The sequence below is a fragment of the Halalkalibacter flavus genome, from assembly GCF_036663575.1.
In the GTDB taxonomy this organism is placed as follows: Bacteria; Bacillota; Bacilli; order Bacillales; family Bacillaceae_D; genus Halalkalibacter; species Halalkalibacter flavus.
Window position 1 is genome coordinate 1 of record NZ_JAWRVK010000005.1, and the last position, 16,161, is coordinate 16,161.

General features: G+C 38.9%; 19 protein-coding genes and 1 pseudogene. 12 read left to right on the plus strand and 8 right to left on the minus strand.

Annotated elements, in window-relative coordinates:
• Together SAY88_RS04635 and SAY88_RS04640 are read left to right on the plus strand one after the other, a co-directional pair.
• Positions 1-345: hypothetical protein (locus SAY88_RS04635; RefSeq protein ID WP_332629746.1), on the plus strand; the 345-nt coding region annotated here is incomplete at its 5' end.
• A 189-nt stretch (positions 346-534) separates the two neighbouring features.
• Positions 535-1,209, plus strand: coding sequence for a response regulator transcription factor (locus SAY88_RS04640; RefSeq protein WP_431308839.1), 675 nt, complete (start codon positions 535-537; stop codon positions 1,207-1,209).
• Positions 1,210-1,281: 72 nt separating this feature from the next.
• Here SAY88_RS04640 and SAY88_RS04645 read toward each other — a convergent pair whose 3' ends face one another.
• Both SAY88_RS04645 and SAY88_RS04650 read right to left on the minus strand, forming a co-directional pair.
• Positions 1,282-1,881 carry a CBO0543 family protein gene (locus SAY88_RS04645; RefSeq protein ID WP_332629750.1) on the minus strand — a complete coding sequence of 200 codons (600 nt, stop codon included), beginning with the start codon at positions 1,879-1,881 and terminating at the stop codon, positions 1,282-1,284.
• A gap of 98 nt (positions 1,882-1,979) precedes the next feature.
• Positions 1,980-2,618 carry a CBO0543 family protein gene (locus SAY88_RS04650; protein ID WP_332629752.1) on the minus strand — a complete coding sequence of 213 codons (639 nt, stop codon included), beginning with the start codon at positions 2,616-2,618 and terminating at the stop codon, positions 1,980-1,982.
• A gap of 105 nt (positions 2,619-2,723) precedes the next feature.
• On the opposite strand from SAY88_RS04650, the pseudogene SAY88_RS04655 reads away from it, so the two are divergent.
• The 3 genes and pseudogenes from SAY88_RS04655 to SAY88_RS04665 form a co-directional block, all read left to right on the plus strand.
• Positions 2,724-2,852: pseudogene (locus SAY88_RS04655) on the plus strand (NlpC/P60 family protein); the annotation flags it as partial.
• A 96-nt stretch (positions 2,853-2,948) separates the two neighbouring features.
• The gene (locus tag SAY88_RS04660) at positions 2,949-3,215 is read left to right on the plus strand and encodes a YkvA family protein (protein ID WP_431308837.1); all 267 of its coding nucleotides are present in this window, start codon (positions 2,949-2,951) and stop codon (positions 3,213-3,215) included.
• A gap of 293 nt (positions 3,216-3,508) precedes the next feature.
• Positions 3,509-4,039, plus strand: a complete 531-nt coding sequence (locus SAY88_RS04665; protein WP_332629754.1) for a hypothetical protein — start codon at positions 3,509-3,511, stop codon at positions 4,037-4,039.
• An 88-nt stretch (positions 4,040-4,127) separates the two neighbouring features.
• Here the strand turns inward: SAY88_RS04665 and SAY88_RS04670 are convergent, their stop codons facing one another.
• Both SAY88_RS04670 and SAY88_RS04675 read right to left on the minus strand, forming a co-directional pair.
• The gene (locus SAY88_RS04670) at positions 4,128-5,354 is read right to left on the minus strand and encodes an efflux RND transporter periplasmic adaptor subunit (RefSeq protein WP_332629755.1); all 1,227 of its coding nucleotides are present in this window, start codon (positions 5,352-5,354) and stop codon (positions 4,128-4,130) included.
• Between the two features lie 15 nt (positions 5,355-5,369).
• Positions 5,370-6,044: a hypothetical protein gene (locus SAY88_RS04675; protein ID WP_332629757.1), complete on the minus strand. Its 675-nt coding sequence runs from the start codon at positions 6,042-6,044 to the stop codon at positions 5,370-5,372.
• Positions 6,045-6,484: 440 nt separating this feature from the next.
• Between SAY88_RS04675 and SAY88_RS04680 the strand changes: the two genes are divergently transcribed.
• Positions 6,485-7,093 (plus strand): thermonuclease family protein, encoded by a 609-nt coding sequence (locus SAY88_RS04680; protein ID WP_332629758.1) that lies wholly within the window; start codon positions 6,485-6,487, stop codon positions 7,091-7,093.
• Between the two features lie 438 nt (positions 7,094-7,531).
• Here the strand turns inward: SAY88_RS04680 and SAY88_RS04685 are convergent, their stop codons facing one another.
• On the minus strand, positions 7,532-7,813 hold the full coding sequence (locus SAY88_RS04685) for a hypothetical protein (RefSeq protein WP_332629760.1): 282 nt from the start codon (positions 7,811-7,813) through the stop codon (positions 7,532-7,534).
• A 529-nt stretch (positions 7,814-8,342) separates the two neighbouring features.
• Here SAY88_RS04685 and SAY88_RS04690 point away from each other — a divergent pair.
• Positions 8,343-8,651 (plus strand): hypothetical protein, encoded by a 309-nt coding sequence (locus SAY88_RS04690; RefSeq protein ID WP_332629762.1) that lies wholly within the window; start codon positions 8,343-8,345, stop codon positions 8,649-8,651.
• Between the two features lie 140 nt (positions 8,652-8,791).
• Here the strand turns inward: SAY88_RS04690 and SAY88_RS04695 are convergent, their stop codons facing one another.
• The 3 genes from SAY88_RS04695 to sda (SAY88_RS04705) all read right to left on the minus strand — a co-directional run bounded on the left by SAY88_RS04695 (position 8,792) and on the right by sda (SAY88_RS04705) (position 9,551).
• Positions 8,792-8,941: a hypothetical protein gene (locus SAY88_RS04695; RefSeq protein ID WP_332629763.1), complete on the minus strand. Its 150-nt coding sequence runs from the start codon at positions 8,939-8,941 to the stop codon at positions 8,792-8,794.
• 96 nt (positions 8,942-9,037) lie between these two features.
• A complete protein-coding gene (gene sda, locus SAY88_RS04700; RefSeq protein WP_332629765.1) occupies positions 9,038-9,223 on the minus strand; it encodes a sporulation histidine kinase inhibitor Sda in 186 nt (61 codons plus the stop codon).
• 175 nt (positions 9,224-9,398) lie between these two features.
• Positions 9,399-9,551, minus strand: coding sequence for a sporulation histidine kinase inhibitor Sda (sda, locus tag SAY88_RS04705; protein WP_332629767.1), 153 nt, complete (start codon positions 9,549-9,551; stop codon positions 9,399-9,401).
• A 199-nt stretch (positions 9,552-9,750) separates the two neighbouring features.
• On the opposite strand from sda (SAY88_RS04705), the gene SAY88_RS04710 reads away from it, so the two are divergent.
• From SAY88_RS04710 to galT, 5 genes are all read left to right on the plus strand, one after another.
• Entirely contained in the window at positions 9,751-10,746 is a 996-nt protein-coding gene (locus SAY88_RS04710) for an ATP-binding protein (protein ID WP_332629769.1), read from the plus strand.
• A gap of 214 nt (positions 10,747-10,960) precedes the next feature.
• Positions 10,961-12,175, plus strand: a complete 1,215-nt coding sequence (locus tag SAY88_RS04715; RefSeq protein ID WP_332629771.1) for an ROK family transcriptional regulator — start codon at positions 10,961-10,963, stop codon at positions 12,173-12,175.
• Positions 12,176-12,306: 131 nt separating this feature from the next.
• Complete coding sequence (locus SAY88_RS04720; RefSeq protein WP_332629773.1) at positions 12,307-13,491, plus strand: galactokinase; 1,185 nt, start codon at positions 12,307-12,309, stop codon at positions 13,489-13,491.
• The gene (galE, locus tag SAY88_RS04725; protein WP_332629774.1) at positions 13,492-14,502 is read left to right on the plus strand and encodes a UDP-glucose 4-epimerase GalE; all 1,011 of its coding nucleotides are present in this window, start codon (positions 13,492-13,494) and stop codon (positions 14,500-14,502) included.
• Between the two features lie 14 nt (positions 14,503-14,516).
• Positions 14,517-16,034 carry a UDP-glucose--hexose-1-phosphate uridylyltransferase gene (gene galT, locus SAY88_RS04730; protein WP_332629775.1) on the plus strand — a complete coding sequence of 506 codons (1,518 nt, stop codon included), beginning with the start codon at positions 14,517-14,519 and terminating at the stop codon, positions 16,032-16,034.
• Positions 16,035-16,161: the final 127 nt, after the last annotated feature.

Sequence of the window (16,161 nt, forward strand, 5' to 3'; positions counted from 1 at the left end):
ATCGATGAAGTGACAACAGAAGTAGAAGAAGGAATCGAAGAGGTAGAGCTAGTAATCGATGAAGTGACAACAGAAGTAGAAGAAGGAATCGAAGAGGTAGAGCTAGTAATCGATGAAGTGACAACAGAAGTTGAAAAAGGAACAGAAGAGATTGATTCAGTAAATGATGGAGCTACAACAGAAACTGAAGAACCAACAGATGCTAATGCTGGAGTCGAGCTTGACTCGGAGACAGAGGCAAATGCAAATGCTAACGTGCAATATGAAGGTACGTTTGATAAGTTGTTTGGTTATTATGAGAGACTGAAAACGGGTTATACGAACTTCCTTTCTTTCTTGAAATAGGTGAGACTAAAGAGGGACCGAAATGGTTCCTCTTTTCTTAAAGTGGAAAGAAGATAGGACTGAGTTTCAAACTTATGTCCCTTGAAACGTGTTAATTGTTAATGCTACCTTGTATATGTGTAAAAGCTTCTTAGAAAGATTCCAATAGAATACGAGGAATTAAAGGAGAGGTTTTATTTGCTAAATGTTATGGTAGCCGATGATGATGATAATATTAGAGGAATCATTCATCATTATTTAAAAAAGCAAAAATATAACGTAATTGAGGCTGAGAATGGCAAAGATGCACTGGATTTAGCTTTAGAAAAACAATTCGACATGGTCATACTGGATATTTTGATGCCTGAAATGGATGGGTATGATGTTTGTCGTGAAATTAGAAAAGTTTCTAATGTCCCGATTATCATGTTAACCGCAAGCGGGGATGAATTGGATCGAGTCCTTGGATTAGAGCTAGGAGCTGATGATTACATAATTAAGCCATTTAGTCCAAGAGAATTGGTTGCTAGGATTAAGGCGATTTTAAGAAGAGTGGAACCTTTAAGTAATGAAAGTGTTAAAGAACAAAGCTACACGTATGATTATGGAGAGTTTAAGATTGATGTGGATCGAAGAGAAGTGATCTATAAAGGTGAGAAAGTGACTTTACGGCCAAAGGAATTTGATTTACTAGTACACTTAGCAAAGGCCCCTGGAAATGTGTATACACGCGAGACATTGCTTGAACATGTTTGGGGATACGACTTTTTAGGTGATATTCGAATTGTCGATGCGCATATAAAGAAGATTAGAAATAAATTAAAAACAACAGGTTGTGATGTGCTCCGTACTGTTTGGGGCGTTGGTTATAAATTTGAGGTATAGGTTGGAGCAGGATAAAAACCTTAGAAAGCGCAATGGAGTCATATGGGCCCATTGCGTTTTTTATGGTCATATTTATTTTAAGGTACCCAAATAGTAACCAGCAAGAAATATAGTAATAATAAGTATGAAATGGATAAGAAACCACCCTATTTTACCGTATTGTAAATTTTGAATGCTTATTGGTTTTCGTAAATGTTCGGGTATAATTTTTCCACCAATCCATTCAAAAAGTAAGAAATAAATCCACCACCATGTATAAGAGTCCCAAAGATTCCATTTGAAATTGAATTCAATAATACGTGTGTTCGTTAAAAGGAGGGTTTCAAAAAACACTCCTATATGGATAACGGTCCAATAAAAGGGGATTTTCCACATCCAAAGTTTTGGACTGTACCTAACACAAATCAAAACAAGTAACGGAAAACTAGCTGTTATAGTGATTACAGGCATGGTTGCAAGTTTGGGAAATAGGCGGTAAGGATACGAGTAAAATCCCAATTCCACAAATAGTAAACATAAAATATTTCCCACACTGGCACTTAGTAAAAACAACAACCCGTACCGTTTCCAATCTAATAAAGAAAATAGAATTAATCCAATGACTCCAATGCTAATGATCCCCAATAGGATAAACGTTTCTATGTTTGTTCCAACATTAATATATTGATTCATACACCTCCCCCTTACATAACAATTTAGTATGGATTATTCTACTTTCGTCGTTATATGTTGAAACTTGTATAAAGATGATATCCTGTATTTCAGAAGGGTTAACAAGGCTTTCGTTTTAACTCCTGTAATAGATAAGAATAGTATGGATAAATACATGTTTTGAAATTATCCATGAGGGGGTACTTTTTCTTCCTGATAAATAACAAATAAGGACCTCTCAATAACCGCCCAGTTAACGGGACTTTAAATACTGTCATATAAAACAGAACAGAAAAAAATGAAAGAGCCCATACCATTACAGGTTTTTTTAGAAAGAAATAACTAAATAGATACATCTGTAAATAGATCAGTCCTGACCAAATGACATTCCAACCGTATTTAAATCGAATCATTTTTCTCTTCTCTAAAAAATACTCAGCGAAACTGGATGCTAATACCCACTTCATCGTATAGATGACCTGATTTATAAACGATGTGGGAAATCGTGATAAGAATAGGAGCACTAAGACAGGTGAGAGAAAAAACGTATGTATTTTTCTTAAAAGCCTCCAGTTCATCCCTCCAGGTTTGAATTCCCAAAGAAGATTTCTTTTAAAAATATAATAATAAAGAGCATTAATAAAGCTTGTGTACAGCATACTTTTGTAGTATTTCGAGAGACCCTTCCATGTTCGGAGGTAAAGATTAAGTAATAGAATAATTAGAATTAATGCAATCTGTTTATGTCTTTGTCTCATTTTATCCTCCTAAACGTTAGTTTGTTTATAAGTATCTCTTATGAAATCCCAAATATGTAATTTAATTGGAAGTTTTTTGGTTATTATAGGCTGTTCATTTAATGGAGTTATGCTGGTATTTACATTGGCAACAATCAATTTATTCACGCCCGATCAAGCGCAGGTGTTATAATTGCAGATATGAATAATTCGTATTGGAAACCACGTTATTTAGGGGCGAAGTCAGTACGATAAGGAGCCTTTTTAGCAAGAGCTGATGAATCATGCTCTTGCTTTGTTTTTTATGATAACCTAGGCATAGATAGAAAGTTGGTGAGGCAGTTGCGGAAGGTGTTAAAGAGATTAACATTTATTTTTAAAGTGTGGAAGTTTGCTCCTTTTTTGAAAGACTATTTTTTATCAAAAGAGGTTTCTGTTAGTAAAAAGTGGATTGGAGTGCTATTGATCATCGGGTATGCTCTTTTTCCAATTGATCTCATTCCGGACTTTATCCTGTTTTTCGGGATTCTAGATGACATTGTTATTGCAACATTTATCTTTGAACGCATGGTGAAAATGGCTCCAGAATCATTGAAGGAGAAGTATAAGCTTAAATAAATATCGATTATCAAAAGCCTTGTCAAAAAGGCTTTTATTTTTTTGGAAAAATTTCAAAAAAAGTGAATCCAAACACTTTCAAATTACGTCAAAGGAAGGGACCTAGTCTCTAGTAGGAGGTAATTGAGTGAATTGTTTCTTCTCGAATCGACAGAAATAGCAAAAATGTTTCTTTACATATGGTACTCTGAAGATGTTGCGTAAGAGCCAACCCTTTTTAAATAAAAGGTTGATAATCTGTAAGCTAGAGAAAAAATAGATTAGTTGAGTTGAGGTAATGAAAGGAGCTTATGATGAAAAGTAAAAAGGTTGCGTTTATTTTAGTATATTCCTTAATTGCAATGTTCGGTGTTGTCATTGCCGTAAATTGGTATTCTGTTAGTCAAGGTGAGGAGACTATTGAGGAATATCTTGAACAGGAAGAAGCTGTAGAGGTGATTACAGTTAGTCATGAAGAAGGGGGAGAGGAATCGGATCTGTCTAATGATGAAGAGACAGAGAGCGGTTCAGGAGAGATCATTGCAGCGGTACATCAAGAGTTAAACCAATTAGTAGGGTGGAATCGCTACCGTGGGTTTTCTTGGGGGCGTAATGAACCTCGGCTTGAAGGAATTGTTGAAGATCTTGAAACGATGTTAGAGATAGAAACGAATGATGATCGACGTAAAGATGCAAAAAGAACGATCCAGGCCATTCAGAAAGCATTAGATGGAAGTGATGTAGAAGGGGTACGACTAGCTCATAAAATTATGCATGACCTAGATTTTTACGTAAACGGAAATGTTGGAGATGGGAAGAGGTATGGGATTACGGAATATCAGTAGGAATAGGAAAACCGCATGGGTCTTTCATCCCGTGCGGTTTTTAGCTATTGCAACTTTATTATGGTACCTTTCAACTTGTAGGAAACCACTATTGAACAAACCCCTGTAACATCAAAGTTAACAGTGTTTTCTTCCTAAAAGCTAACTGTGCCGTTTCATCAATTTCTTGTACCTGCAATTTCGTAACAAACGGGTTGTTATCCAGCATACCAGAAGGGTTTGATACAAGCCGCTCTCTTAACACAACCCCTCTTGTGACTTGTTGATGGTTATTTTGCGACATCCCTAATTCAATATGGCGTTGTTCGAGAAGGCCGTCTTCAATAATGAAGATAGAATATTCATCATTCTCTACTAAGATGCTAGACTCAGGTATTGTGATTGCGCTATGAATTTCATTTTGAATAATATTGAGATACACATGGTATCCAACCTTTAGTCCGTCATCTTGCTCTTCCATATCCCAGTCTACATAAAAAGGGTAGGTAGTTTCTTTATCAAGTGTGGGTTCTTTTGCAGGTAGGTTGGAAATCCGCGAGAGGATCCCGTTAATTGGTTCTTGATTATGTCCTGTGATTTCAACTCTCAACCCTTCATGAATCTCTTGAGATTCTGCCTGTGTTAGCTCCCCTTGGGCTAGTAATGTGCTAGAGACAATGGTCAGTAGTGGTGCGTTTTGCTGGGTGTTCACTTCTTTGATGATTCCCGTTACTGGACTGGTCACCTCTAATTCATATTGTTGGCTATTTAGCGCGAGGAGGGATTGTTGATGGATATCCCTTTCAAATTCGAGCGCTTCGATTTGGTGTTGCTTTTGTAAAATTTGTACTTCATATTGGTCTATTTGTTGATTTTGAAATGCTGTAAGTTCTTCTTCTGCTTCATCATCGAATTGATAATTTTGTTGTTCGAGCCTGTTTTTGATTGATGTAATTGTCCAAATCTCTTCTGATAGCTGAGATGTTTTCAAATCAATCTGATCAATTTTTGACTGTAATTCTTGCTCGGTAGATTCAATTTCAATGTTTTCATAAGTAAATAGAATATCTCCAACATGAACTTCTTGTCCCTCTACTACATAAAGATCACCCATTGAACCGATATTTTCATTAAAGTAAATATGCTCTTCATTCGTAGATAAAATAATACCTGGTTTCTCGGTTGATTCAACGAGGTCGCGTTCAGTTGGTGATAGAATTTCATCAACAATTTGTAAGCGTGGAATTTTACTTTCACTCCCGACAATGAGAAAGACATTAACTGAAATCAATAAGACACAAGCAAAAACGATGACATTTACTTTCCACTTTTTCACTAGTTGTGACCACCTTTACATCAAATCAACGCTAAGAAAGTTTGATAGAAATAATAAAAATACTGATGTGACAATCATGATGAGATGAGCTAACACGGTTATAACAATTAAGAACCATTTCCTCGTGTAAGCTATTTTTGAAAATGCATAGATTTGGTAAATCATTGCCGCTATGAAAAATAATGAGAGTTGCCCAAAAAAGTGAATATAGTATTCATTTGTTGTCCACAAATGAGCAAGAACACCTAAAGCAAAGGGAGACGTAGCTGATTGAACTCCGAGCAAAACTTCAAAAGGCAGCAGCGCTATGTTTCCGATAGTAAGAATGAAGATGCTAATGGTTGATACGACAAAGGCTTGTCGATAATGTGTTTCATCTAAGAACACCCAAAACCATACACTTGTGAACATCAAGTAGGCGAGGGGCGATACGAGCGCATCTAACACTCCGCCTAGTCCAATCATCAGTTTGGCTAACTCAAATTGGCTCGCAGTATAATTAGTAATGACGTGAGAAATGCCTGACGTATGTAAGCCGTAGTAAGCTTGTACGATCGAGACGGATACCCCTAGGAAGAGAATGAATACTACTTTCCCTAGGTTAAGAGGGATCTCTTCTGCAATTGATAACTGGTCAACCTTTGTATCTGGTTCTACTAAACTCCTTACTAGTTCTAAATGGTACCTCATTATATAAATCCCCCATGTGAGTCGATATGATAAGTCTACTTTATTTTACAGTTTTTTGTAGCTGTTGCCTAGGGAGTGCACTGGCACCACCCGAGTTTTGTCGATTTTTGATAGATTGTATGTAGATTCTGTAAATTAGGTAAATTATATGCCATACATGATGATTGCGAGACAAGGTGCTGTTATGATGACAGTGAGGTGAGGGAAATGACTAACAAGACGATTTTGGAGAATATGAAGGTTTATTTTGAAGAGAAGCTGAAACGGAAATTGAAGGTCGAGGAAGTTGCAGTTTTATCTCAAGCGATAGAAAAAGCTCACCGGTGATGTAGAATACTAAGATGAGAGCTCTGATGAGTACTTAAAATCAAGTACTAGTGTAGAGCTCCTTTTTTGTTTGATATAATAAAGCAGGCATTCATTTAAAAGGGGATAGGAAAATGTTTAAAAGGAAGATATTGTTCTTGTCGTTCGCTCTATTACTTAGTGCTTGTGCACCGGTGGAAAGGGAACTACCAGTAGAAATTGTGGCCGATGATGCTTCTTTTTTTGAGAGTGATTGGATTTTTGCAAGCGTTGAGAGAGTAGTAGATGGGGACACCATTCGTATTAAAGATGTAAACTTGGATTATGTTAGTGATCTCGACTTAGTTAAGGAGCTGTCTGAAGTTGGTCCTTCTGTACGAGTGAGATTTTTAGCAGTAGATACTCCAGAGGATACGAATGTGAAGCAGCTTTATGGAAGAGAAAGCACTGAGCGTGTTCAGGAATTATTGAAAAGTGGGTATGTCGTTATTGAGATCGATGAAAATGCTGATTTTGACCGGTATGATAGGTTGCTTGGTCATATCTTCACTGTAGATGGTGTGAATGTGCAGGAGGTGCTTTTACGTGAGGGCTTAGCGCGAGTCGCTTATTTGTATGATGATTACAAGTATGTGGATGATTATTTTGAAGCGGAAGCAGAGGCGCTAGCTAAAGGGTTGAACGTGCATTCTATTGAGGGATATGTAACGGAGCGAGGGTTTGATATGAGTGTGGTCGAGTAAGGATTGTTATAACCTGTATTTAGAATACATATTTATTGGTAAATAACCTGACATGAATGCTTACAGCTTTTTGGATGCTTGGTAGTATGAAGTTATCCAAAAGAGATGAACATTCAGGAGGTTATTCAAATGACGAACACACTTAGAAATCCGGGAATTTTCACGTTACTTGCTTTGACGTTTACGGTGTTTTTTCAAAAATAAATAGATAGCAGTGGAGAAGGAGCGAGAGCATGGGGATGAACATGCTCTTGTTTTTTTGCGTGGTTTTTTGGGGGAGCGGACAGTAAATCGACTTGTTTGGACAGTAAATGTTGAGGATTGGATGTAGCAGGATTGGATAGTAAACGCAGAAATTGGACAGTATCAAGCAGACTCATAGAAAAAACAGGAGCGAGCATCTGCCACTCCTGTTTTCCGATCAATTTTGGTTAAACGTTAACTATTCGCTCCTGTTAATCTATTTACAGCATCTTGAATGGTCGTAATGAGATTGTCCATGCTTTCTTTGATCGATTCTGTTACTTGTGTTTGTTCTTCAATGGCCTCTGTTTGGTCTTGGATTGACTCGTTCATATTAGAGACTTCATCCGTTAAGCCAGAAAGAGCGAAAAACAGAACACCAATCCCAACTGCAGCTACAATGAGCCACATCCAGCCTTGATTGTACCAAGGCTTTTTATTATTAGAATGTCTTGTTTCATTTTTATTATTGTCCATACCAATCACACCTTTGTTGAATTGATTAGGAGCGCTCGTAATCTATTTTTTTATTACCCTGAATTGATCTATATAAACACCTCCCCAAAAGGCCATTGAAAAAGGTTAAAGCCGTACCTTTTTCAGTGGCTCGATTAAGTAGCAATGGCTTCGCACGTTGCGCGCCTTCTATGAGAAACCCACTCATAGAAGGCTTAATTAAAACATGGCAACGGCTTCGCACATTGCATAGAGGGCACTAAAAAGGTAAAACCCAACCTTTTTCAGTGCCCTCACCAAAAAGGAGAGGTGGTATTGTCTCTATATCTTATTCGATTGGTGAAAAAAGTATAGCGAATCCACGATATCTACATTCTTCTTGTAGAGTTTTACAATGTTTACGATCCGTATTTTAGAGTTTCTGAGATTGTTGTAGAATCATCAAGAGTGGCAAGCTGGCACTTCTACTAATGCCTAATTTCCAAAAGGATAAGCTCTTATCCTGTCCTTGTTCAATAGGATATATAAGCTCTAAGGAAAAGGTGATGATATGTTTGTAAATGCATTTCACAGGTTTGGCCCAGTTGCACCCGCACGGTATGGCCATGGGCACATTTGGCACCATCCGGGCTTTTATCCAGTCCATTATGGGCATGGACATGTTGGACATCATCCAGGGTACCACTATGGACATCCTCAGCAGCAATGGCATCACGGATATCAGCAACCTCAAAATGAGGTGCTAGCTGAGCAAAAGCCCGCCAAAAAGAAGGATCATCAAGAGTATCATTTGCATCATGGATATGCGTTCGGACAAGGGACAGGACATTTCCCGGATTACTACAATCATAACTACTGATCAAAAAAGGGATTATCCCAAAAAAGGTCTAAATTTGACCTTTGGGATAACCCCTAATTCATGTGCAGAACCGTGGCGAGTAGCGAACGGAGCCATTGTCATCTCTGTAACTGGCTTTTAGACAGCCTCCTTTGTAAAACCTACCACCATGGACGACGTGGATACCAAGGGTTCCATGGAGTCCAATGCAACAATAGGTGATCTTGGTAAGAAGGGTTCCAGTGTCTGTCATGACTTGGATTGTGGTGCACATGTGGATGAAGACTCATTTCTTGAAGCCAAGGAAACATATTATCACCTCTTTGTACGCTGGGATAATATAGTTTATTTGGTTTTTTTAAGAATAGAGCTTTTTCACAAAAATTTATAGCGAAAATCTGCATTAACTAAGATTCTTGCTTTCTCTCTGTAGATTTATTTGAAGATAACTTTTCTCTGAGTTCTATTTCTTTCTCTATTAACTCAATAAATTTTGGGTCTAATTGGAGTGCGAGAGCTTTCTGTCTTGCATCTAATAGAATTTCATGATCAAGCCTCCCTAACCCTTTGTTTGTGAAAGTGTTCTTCATCATATATCCCCCTTGGTATTGAGTCCTATAGGTGAATACCACAATAATAAGTCTTTAAACATCATTGATACATTAATTATACAGAATATAGACGGTTTGGTGAAGGTATTTCGAGGATTCATAAAAAATGAGAGCTTTGGCGTTTGATGCCTAGCTCTCATTTGTTTATAAATGTTATTTAGTTTGTCTTTTTTTCTCTTAAATAAAGCTCTCGATTTAACAAATTAATAAACTCTTCATCCAATTGGAGTTTCATTGCTTTATTGCGAGCATCTAGTAAAATTTCCTTATCAACCTTTGCTAGAGCACGTTCCTTCATGATACTTTGCATAAGATAACCCCCTATTTGAGTTATATATATTACCTACCACATCACTTCAATTCGTAAACATACTATGAATCTAAGCTAGTTTCGACTTTTTGTAATCTATCATTTATAATAAAAAGAAAAAAAAGGATACGATTACGATTATGTCAATAAATCAGAACCTATCAGAGTGTAAACTGAAAAATGAAATAGAGAAGTTGATTTGCAGGCGAATGTCATTTTTTGGAATAAGGCAGCTGAACAATTAACAGGTTTTCTAATCACTGATTTTGAGAAGCAAAATCTCCATGACTTAATCCATCATACGAATCAGCAAGGGGAGCACGTTCCTCTAACTGAATGTCCTGTTTATCATGCGTTAAATAGTGGTGAAAGTATTTTTGTCGAAGATGATATCTTTTGGAGGAAAGATGGTACTTCTTTTCCTGTTGAATACACAGTAAATCCGATGGTGGAAAAGGGAGAGTTTATCGGGACCGTCATTACGTTTAGGGATATTTCTGAGAAAAAGAAAACAGAGCAAATGCTAGCTGAGTGGGAGAAGCTCTCGTTAGTTGGACAAATGTCTGTGGGGATTGCTCATGAAATTCGTAATCCAATTACATCTTTAAAAGGTTTCGTGCAGCTAATTAGAGAAAGCAAGCAATTACGAGAAGATTATTTTGACATCATGGACTCAGAGTTTAATCGGATCGAAAAGATTATTAAAGAGCTATTAATGTTTTCAAAGCCTAAAGACATTAATTTTACTCAACATGATTTAAAGGATCTCATTACTCAAGTCGTCATGCTCATGGAGCCGCAAGCTATTTTGAAAAATATTCGAATTGATACAGAATGGAACTCTAACGAAGCAATTATTTCGTGCCTCGAACATCAAATCAAGCAAGCCTTTTTAAACCTAATAAAAAATGCAACAGAAGCGATGGTTAATGGCGGAAATATCATCATAAAAGTAGACACAAATGAGAAAGATGTTCTTATTCAAGTCATCGATAATGGCCCAGGAATTCCAAAAGAGAAGCTTAAAAAAATAGGAGAACCGTTCTTTACGACAAAAGAAGGCGGGACGGGTCTTGGGATGATGGTAACGAAAAACATTATAAAAAATAACCATCAAGGATCATTAGAGGTAGAAAGTGAAGTCGGTAAAGGGACAACGTTTCATATTCGTTTGCCGCTTGGGATGGATTGTTAGGGGAAAAGGTTGATTGAATCTTCCAATATATAATACATAATCAAATGAAGAGGGCTGGAGAAATACATCAGTTCTCTTTTGTCGTTTTAATGATTTAACGTAGTAAAGAGGGGTCTGACCCCCGGAAATAACTATTATTTCCTCAACTAGATTTGGGGATTATTAACTAGGAACGAAACAGTTATAATAGATGGTGAGAGAAGGAGGGACGATAATGTCACGAAATCAAATGACCGGAAGTTTTCAGTGGATGAAAACATTAAATAAGTCGACAATCTTAAATACAATTAGACTTCATAGCCCAATTTCTAGGGCTGAAATAGCAAAGAAAACGAAATTGACTCCACCGACGGTTACGAATATTGTTGCTGAATTAATCGAAGCCAATTTAGTAAGAGAAAGCAAGGTTGGCACGTCTCAGGGAGGACGCAAACCGATCCTTTTGACGATTAATGACCAACACTCATTTATTGTTGGAATTGATGTAGGAGGGCATTTCGTTCGTGCCATTGTGACGGATCTGAATGCAGCGATTCAAGCGAAGTGTGAGGTAGAACTCCCAAAGCAGTTAACGAACGATCTGTTGCTTGAGGCGATCACAGCAGCTGTTGATACAGTCATTAAAAAATCAAAGGTATCAAAGGAAAAAGTGATTGGAATTGGCATTGGGATGCACGGGATTGTGGACCATACCAAAGGCATCGCTGTCTTTGCTCCAAACTTTCAATTGAGTGAAATTCCAATAAAAGATACGGTTGAACAGCAATTTCAAATCCCAACCTTTGTTGAGAACGATGTTCGTGCCTTAGCATTAGGGGAAGCGTGGTTTGGAAATGGCCAAGGAATCGATAATGTCATTTGTATTAACATTGGTGTCGGAATTGGTGCTGGGATCATTTTAAACAATGAACTGTTCCATGGGCAAAATGGTATCGCTGGGGAATTTGGTCATATTATTGTCGATATTAACGGAAGTCGATGTTCTTGTGGCAGTTACGGATGTTTGCAGACGATTGCGGGTGGAGGTGTCCTCAGGGAGCATGCTTTGCAGTCTGAGAGAAATGCGAAGCTGTTAGAAAAAGCCGATCACAACCCAGATGAAATCAATGGTGCGCTCATTTATCAATGTGCACAAGAGGGCGATGAGTTTTCGATCCAACTTTTAGCTGAAACAGGGCGATCGATTGGGGTAGGAGTTACGAATCTGATCAATTTAATTAACCCAACTCGAATTATCGTCGGGGGCGGCGTGTCAAAAGCCGGTGACTTTGTGTTAGGGCCGTTACGTGAGGTTGTTAAGCGGAGAGCGCTTACATCTCAAGCGCGTGAGACGGAAATCATCCAATCAAAATTAGGCGATGACGGAACCGTAATAGGTGCAGCAACGCTCGTGTTAAAGGACCTTTTTAGCCCACAAGTTCCGCACTGATTAAGCGCTTGCAAAATACTTTTGATAAAAGGGTTTTATTTTATTAAAAGTATGATACAATCTTAATTAATTAAATTAATTAATGAAGTTTATCTTTTTGATAGAAAATCACTAAAATGAGGTGTGCACATATGTGGAATACAACGAGTCTTTTAGAAAAGTTTGATCAGCTGTTTCCTGCGTCTGATAAAGAAAAGCGCTTATTTTTTGCTCCGGGACGTGTGAATTTAATTGGAGAGCATACAGATTACAATGGCGGATATGTTTTTCCTGCGGCGCTGACGATCGGAACGGAAATGGTCGTTCGTGAGCGAGAGGATAGAACGTTCCACTTAGCGAGTACGAATTTTGAACAACGAGTTTCTTTTACGTTGGATGAATTAACGTACGAAGAAGATGATGACTGGGGCAACTATCCAAAAGGAATTATCAAAGAACTTAGAAATGAAGGCGTTGTCTTAAAGGGAGCAGACATCCTGTATGAAGGAACAATCCCAAATGGCGCAGGGCTTTCTTCTTCAGCTTCAATCGGAATGGTAACAGCGTATGGTTTAGCAGAGTTAGCCAATGCGTCGATTTCACGAGTGGATTTAGCGAAGCTTTGTCAGCGCATGGAAAATAATTTTATTGGTGTAAATAGCGGCATTATGGATCAATATGCTGTTGGCCTTTGCAAAGAAAAGCATGCGATTTATTTAAATACGATGACGATGCACGCTGAGGATGTTCCTCTAGAGCTTCATGGCCACAAAATCGTCATTACAAATACAAACAAGCGAAGAGGTCTTGCTGATTCAAAATACAATGAGCGTAGAGCACAATGTGAGGAAGCGTTACGAAGAATTCAAACGAAAAAGCCTGACACGCAAACATTAAGTGATCTAACAAGTGAAGATCTCCCGGAAATGGAAGCTCTGATCCAAGATGACCTGCTTTACCGTCGTGCGAAGCATGTGGTAACAGAAAACAAGCGTACAAACGGTGCGAAAGAAGCGTTGCAAAACGGCGATCTAGCTATTTTCGGTAAATTAATGATCGGTTCCCATCTATCGTTAAAAGAAAATTATGAGGTAACAGGAAAAGAACTTGACGCCTTATTTGAAGCACAAAGAAAAGTAGAAGGTTGTGTCGGCACGCGTATGACGGGAGCGGGCTTTGGCGGGTGTACCGTAAGTGTTGTCAAAGCAGAGGCTGTTGATACATTTAAAGAGCAAGTGACAAAAGAGTATGAAAAGGAAACAGGGTTAACACCAACATTTTATATTTGCGAAGCTGGAAACGGTGTTCATGAACGTCAATTGGAGGTGCAAAAGTAAATGAGTGTTTTAATTACAGGTGGAGCGGGATACATTGGCAGCCATACGGTCCTTTATTTTCTAGATAAGGGCGAGGATGTTGTAGTGTTAGATAGTTTGGAAAAAGGCCATAAGCAAGCTCTTTTAGATGGGGTTACGTTTTATCAAGGATCGATTCATGATGAGGCACTTCTCAGTGATATTTTTCAAAAACATACCATTGAAGCTGTTGTTCATTTTGCTGCTTCATCCTTAGTCGGAGAAAGTGTTGAGAAGCCTCTAGATTATTATGAAAACAACGTTATTGGCTCTCACACGCTTGTGAAGCAAATGGTGAAACATGAAGTAAAGCATATTGTCTTCTCATCAACAGCTGCGACTTACGGAGAGCCAAAAAACATTCCAATTAAAGAAACGGATCCGACCATTCCAACGAATCCTTATGGAGAAACAAAGCTTGCGATGGAGAAAATGTTCCGCTGGTGTGACGCGGCATACGGATTAAAGTCAGTTTGCTTGCGCTATTTTAATGCGGCTGGAGCAGATCCAGATGGCCGCATTGGAGAAGACCATACCCCTGAATCACACCTGATTCCGATCGTTTTACAAGTCGCATTAGGTCAGCGTGAACAGGTGCAGATTTTCGGTGAAGATTATGATACAAAAGATGGCAGCTGCATCCGCGACTATATCCACGTCATGGACTTAGCAGAAGCTCATTATTTAGCACTAGAAAAATTACGTCGCGACAATACAACGTCGATTTACAACTTAGGAAATGGGAAAGGTTTTACTGTAAAAGAAGTGATTGAAACGTGCAGAGAAGTAACAGGTCACGAGATTCCAGCTGCTGTCTCAGAAAGAAGAGCGGGAGACCCGGCAACGCTAATTGCATCAGCAGAACAAGCGAATCAAGAGCTAGGGTGGCAGCCACGATACCCAGAATTGAAAATGATTGTCGAGCACGCTTGGAAGTGGCATGTGGCTAACCCAACAGGCTACGATAAAGAGGTTGCAGTGAATAAACAATAGAAAGGATGTCAGACATGAGTGTACACATTCATGAACAAATTGAACGACTCCTACAGTTCGGATTACAGAAGGGTCTCATTTCGAAGTGGGACCTTGATTATAGCCGGAATCAAATCTTTCAAGTATTAGGAATCGATGATGCAGAGCTAGTTCAAGTAAATGACGAAGAGTTAGAGACGCCTGTTGAGATCTTAAGTGAAATAGTAGACTGGGCGGCAGAACACAACATTCTTGAAGAAAATACCGTTACGTATCGTGATCTACTAGACACGAAAATCATGGGCTGTTTAACAGCTCGACCTTCAGAGGTTGTCAAAGATTTTTATGAGCGATATGAGGCAAATAGCCCAACGGAAGCAACGAAAGCTTTTTATCAATTTTCAAAAGATGTCCATTACATTCGAACAGACCGAATTGCGAAAAATGAGCATTGGTATGCACCGACGGAATACGGTGATATGGAAATTACGATTAATCTTTCTAAGCCAGAAAAGGATCCGAAGGCGATTGCGGCAGCAAAGCAGCTTGCATCGACCTCGTATCCGGAGTGCTTGCTATGTAAGGAGAACGTCGGTTTTGCTGGAAGGGTAAATCATCCTGCTCGTCAAAACTTGCGAGTCATTCCGCTGACGTTAACAGAGGAACAATGGTACTTACAATTCTCACCTTATGTGTATTACAACGAGCATGCTATTGTCTTTTTAGGTGAGCATGAACCGATGAAAATCTCTCGAAAAACGTTTGCAAGGTTGCTTGAGTTTGTGGAGCAGTTTCCGCATTATTTCCTTGGTTCGAACGCAGATTTGCCGATTGTCGGAGGGTCGATTTTAAGTCATGACCACTTCCAAGGCGGGAGCCATGACTTCCCGATGGCACAGGCGCCAATTGAACATTCTTTTACGGTAGCAAAATTCCCAGACGTTCAAGCAGGAATTGTGAAATGGCCGATGTCGGTCGTTCGTCTTCAAGGAGAGTCACGTGAATCTCTCGTTGAGGCAGCGGATTACGTGCTAGCTCAGTGGAACCAGTATGAAGATCGCGATGCGGAGATTCATGCGTTTACAGGCGATACACCTCACAACACGATCACGCCAATTGCGCGCAGACGCGGGGAATTGTTTGAGATTGATTTGGTGTTGCGCAATAACCGAACAACAGATGAGCATCCAGATGGTCTCTTCCATCCACACGCTGAAGTACATCATATTAAAAAAGAGAACATTGGCTTAATTGAAGTGATGGGTCTTGCCGTGCTTCCGGGACGTTTGAAAGAAGAGTTAGAGGAGCTTGCGAGCGTATTGCCAACAGGTGATGCGGAGGCGGCTATTTCTCGCAACGAGAGGATTGCGAAGCATCTTGATTGGGCTTTGAAAATTAAGGAGACTCATTCTGAACTGACGGAAGAGAATGTGTCGTCGATTTTACAAGATGAAGTAGGAAAAGTATTTGCAATGATATTGGAGCATGCGGGCGTGTTTAAACGAAATGATGCAGGAACAGCAGCATTCCTACGTTTTATTGAATCATTATGATTGATCAAGTTAATGAGCTAACGCTTGGGTGTTAGTTCATTAACTTTTTTTAGTAGAGAGAGGGGGAGTCTTCTGATGACTATTATTCAAGAGCATTTCGGAGAACTTGAGGGAAATGTTGTTACGT